Source organism: Micromonospora sp. NPDC047753, assembly GCF_040642735.1.
GTDB lineage: Bacteria > Actinomycetota > Actinomycetes > Mycobacteriales > Micromonosporaceae > Micromonospora.
This window is the reverse complement of the sequence record NZ_JBEYSL010000616.1, coordinates 1-3,482: the sequence shown is the minus strand read 5'-3', so window position 1 is coordinate 3,482 and position 3,482 is coordinate 1. Positions and strand designations below refer to the sequence as shown.

General features: G+C 69.7%; 3 protein-coding genes. 2 read left to right on the top strand and 1 reads right to left on the bottom strand.

The window, feature by feature from the left end:
* Both ABZ749_RS31945 and ABZ749_RS31940 read left to right on the top strand, forming a co-directional pair.
* On the top strand, positions 1 to 642 hold a 642-nt coding region (locus tag ABZ749_RS31945), incomplete at its 5' end, for a CBS domain-containing protein (protein WP_357234379.1).
* A gap of 167 nt (positions 643 to 809) precedes the next feature.
* Positions 810 to 1,823 (top strand): NlpC/P60 family protein, encoded by a 1,014-nt coding sequence (locus tag ABZ749_RS31940; RefSeq protein WP_357200642.1) that lies wholly within the window; start codon positions 810 to 812, stop codon positions 1,821 to 1,823.
* Between the two features lie 55 nt (positions 1,824 to 1,878).
* Here the strand turns inward: ABZ749_RS31940 and ABZ749_RS31935 are convergent, their stop codons facing one another.
* Complete coding sequence (locus tag ABZ749_RS31935) at positions 1,879 to 3,423, bottom strand: peptidoglycan recognition family protein (RefSeq protein ID WP_357234376.1); 1,545 nt, start codon at positions 3,421 to 3,423, stop codon at positions 1,879 to 1,881.
* Between the last annotated feature and the right edge of the window lie 59 nt (positions 3,424 to 3,482).

Sequence of the window (3,482 nt, the reverse complement as noted above, 5' to 3'; positions counted from 1 at the left end):
AAGAACATCACGCTGGCCGGTCCGGAGGTCTCCGCGCTCTGGCTCGGCCCGGCGATGCTGGCATTCTGTGTGGCCACCAAACCGTTGTTGCTCGCGATGAAATGGGCGGCCCGGAGGGTGCTCGGGTTCTGGCGGATCGAGGCGTCCGAGTCGGTGAAGACGGTGTTCACCGCCGAGGAGCTGGCCGGGTTGGTCTCGCAGGCGCGGACCGAGGGGCTGCTCGACGCGGAACAGCACGCGCGGATCACCGGCGCGCTGGCCCTGCACGCCCGGACGGCGGCGGACGCGCTGCAACCGTGGTCGACAGTGGTGACGGTGGCCGAGGACGTCTCGCCGGCGTCACTGGAGGTGCTGGCGACCCGGACCGGCCGGTCCCGGTTCCCGGTGGTGCAGCGGTCGACCCGTCGGGTGCTCGGCTTCGTGCACGTCAAGGACGTGCTCGGGTACGCCGGGCAGGGCCGCCGGTCCCCGGTGCCCGCCGACGTCTACCGGCCGCTGGCGGTGGTGCCGCCGGACCGTACGCTGGCCGACCTGCTGCTGGCCATGCGTCGTGAACGGCGGCACATGGTGCTGGTCAGCGACGGGCGACGGCCGATCGGTGTGGTCACTCTCGACGATGTATTGACCGCAATCGTTGGATGATGAACCAATACCCTTGGTGTGCAAGCGGTTGCACGACAGTGATGGTTACCGCCCTCGCCTTGATTACCGCCGCGAGCTTCCCTAATGTGAGGCACCGACCGCTGTGGGTCGTCTGCCTCGGCCCTTTCCTCACGCGAGGCGCCCGGCGGTCGGTTGCAAAGGAGTCGGTGCCGGTGGCAACCATGCCCCCTCATCGTCACGACCTGTTTGCGTCTGCTCGCTCTGGTGGCCTGCGTCGCGTCGCGCACCGGGTGCTGATCCTGGTCGCCGCGGCGGCGGTCGGCGCCGGTCTGCTGACCGCGCCGGCACATGCCGCGCCCACGGTCGACGAGATCGAGGCGCAGATCGACAAGAAGTGGGAGCAGTTGGAGCCCACCATCGAGCAGTACAACAAGGTCCGGGCGCAGCTGAAGGTCAACCGGCAGAAGTCGGCGAACCTGCAGAAGAAGATCGAGCCGCTGGCGCTGCAGAGCGAGCTGGCGCTCAACCGGGTCGGCGACCTCGCCTCCCGCTACTACATCTCCGGCCCGTCACACGACATCGGTGCGCTGCTGGTCAGCGCCAAGCCGGACACGCTCACCGAGCAGCTCACCATCCTCGACCGGCTCGCTTCGCAGGAGCGCAAGGAGGTCGAGGGCGTGCTGGCCGTGCGGGCCAAGTACGACGGCGAGAAGCAGAAGCTGGACGCGCTGATCGTCACCCAGACCAAGCAGCAGAACGATCTGGCGGCCAAGAAGAAGCAGATCGACGCCGAGATCAAGCAGCTCGAGGCGTCGATGCCCAAGACCACCGTCAAGACGGCGGCCTGCCCGACCATCAACGGCGTGTTCAGTGCGGCGGCCCGCACCGCGATCAAGACCGCCTGCGGCAAGGTCGGCAAGCCGTACGTCTGGGGTGCCACCGGGCCGAACTCGTTCGACTGCTCGGGGCTGACCCAGTACGCCTACAAGGCGGCCGGGATCTACCTGACGCACCACACCGGTGACCAGTGGAACGAGGGCAAGGCCATCTCGCGCGCCGACGCCCGCCCCGGTGACCTGGTGTTCTTCTTCTCCGGCCTGAGTCATGTCGGGCTGTATCTGGGTAACAACCAGATGGTGCACGCGCCACGCGCCGGCAAACCGGTGCAGGTGTCCAGCATCACCACCATGCCCGTCGCCGGGTTCCGCAGACCTGGCTGATCCACCTCGCGCGACACGACGGCCCCCGGTCACCGACCGGGGGCCGTCGTGGTTCTCAGCGGGGTGCCCCCACCGGGGAGGGTAAGAGCTGCACGTCGGCGAGGTCGACGTACATGATCCGGTGGCCGAACTGGATCTGCGCGTACCGATTCTTGCCGCGAATGACCGTCCAGTCGCCGGGTGAGGAGCCGTCGAACGTGCTGGCCCGGTAGTACTCGCCGGCCAGCACCGCGCCGACGGCGTACCGCTGCCCGGCGGCCAGCGTGTACTGGAGCGGGGAGATCGCCTGGTAGGGCACCCCGTCCGGGTACGCGGACTGCTCCGGGTACGCCCGTCCGTAGACCGGAACGGTGGCTCTTCCGGGCTTCGGCGTCGCCACGACTCCGACGGTCCAACTGGCGGTCGGCGCGGACGCTGGGTTGTGGAACCAGGCCCGCTGCCCGAGGTACCAGATCGCCGTCCAGTCGCCCTGCCGGCCGGCCAGCGCGTACGTCTGCCCGGCGGACGCCCGGGCCCCGTGGTCCGAAACGGCCATCGTGTTCGGGCTGCCGTCCGGGCGAAGCGCGATGTCGTTGACCAGCGGCGCGTCAGTGGACGGCGCGCTGCGCAGCACCACCGACGAGGAGCCGCGCGGCGCGCAGGGCACGCCCACCGTGACGCAGTCGGTGAACGCCGGCTGGTTGGTGGCGTAGTCCGGGTCGATCCGGACCAGCCCGGTGGCCGGGGTGCCGGTGTCCAGTCGGGGGGCGTGCAGCAGGTCGAAGTAGTGCGTCCAGTCCCAGTAGGGGCCCGGATCCCAGTGCATCCCCCGCATTGTCGAGGGGATGGTGCCGGGCACGTTGTCGTGGCCGATGATGTGCTGGCGGTCCAGCGGGATGCCCAGCCGCAGCGCCAGGTGCCGAACGAGCTTCGCCGAGGTCCGGTACATCGCCTCGGTGTACCAGGTGCCCTGCGCCGCGAAGCCCTCGTGTTCCAACCCGATCGACTTCGCGTTGACGTACCAGTTGCCGGCGTGCCAGCCGACATCCTTCGTCTTCACGTGCTGGGCGATGTGCCCGTCGACCGAGCGGAGCGAGTAGTGCCAGCTCACGTAGGTCGGGTCCTGGACGAGTTGCAGGGTGGTGGCCCAACTCGCCTCGGTGTCGTGGATGACGATGTACTCGATCTTCTGCCGCGCGGGCCGGTCGGAGAGGTCGTGGTTCCCGTAGTCCCCCTCGCCGAACGCCTCGTAGGGCGCCGGGATCCACTCGCAGGAGATGGTGCGGGGGCACTCCACCCCGTCCGGGCGGGCCAGCCGGCGCAGGCCCAGCCGGTCCAGCCAGGAACGTTCGGGCCGCACCGTCCGGGCCGGCAGGGTGATTCGTTGGCCGTCGTCGGTCACCCGGGCTTCGCCCGCGCCGATGGTGGTGAAGACCTCGTCGGCGAAGGCCGCCGCGGCGTCGGCGCTGTCCGCGCCCGAGTAGCGGGCCACAGCGCCGTACCAGGCCGCCGGGTCGGTGTCCGCGCCGACCGGCGCGCCCAGATCCCTCTGGTACGCGGCCAGCAGCGCGGCCCCACCCCGGATCGATGCCAACACCACGGTTCCGGTCGGCCTGGGCATCGGCGGCAAGCTGGTGAGCTGGCCGATGCTGGTCTTCGTGGTGGGCCTGCTGATCACGC

Excerpts from the sequence above, each read along its gene's own strand:
- ABZ749_RS31935 (WP_357234376.1), bottom strand. The coding sequence starts at position 3,423 with ATGCCCAGGCCGACCGGAACCGTGGTGTTGGCATCGATCCGGGGTGGG.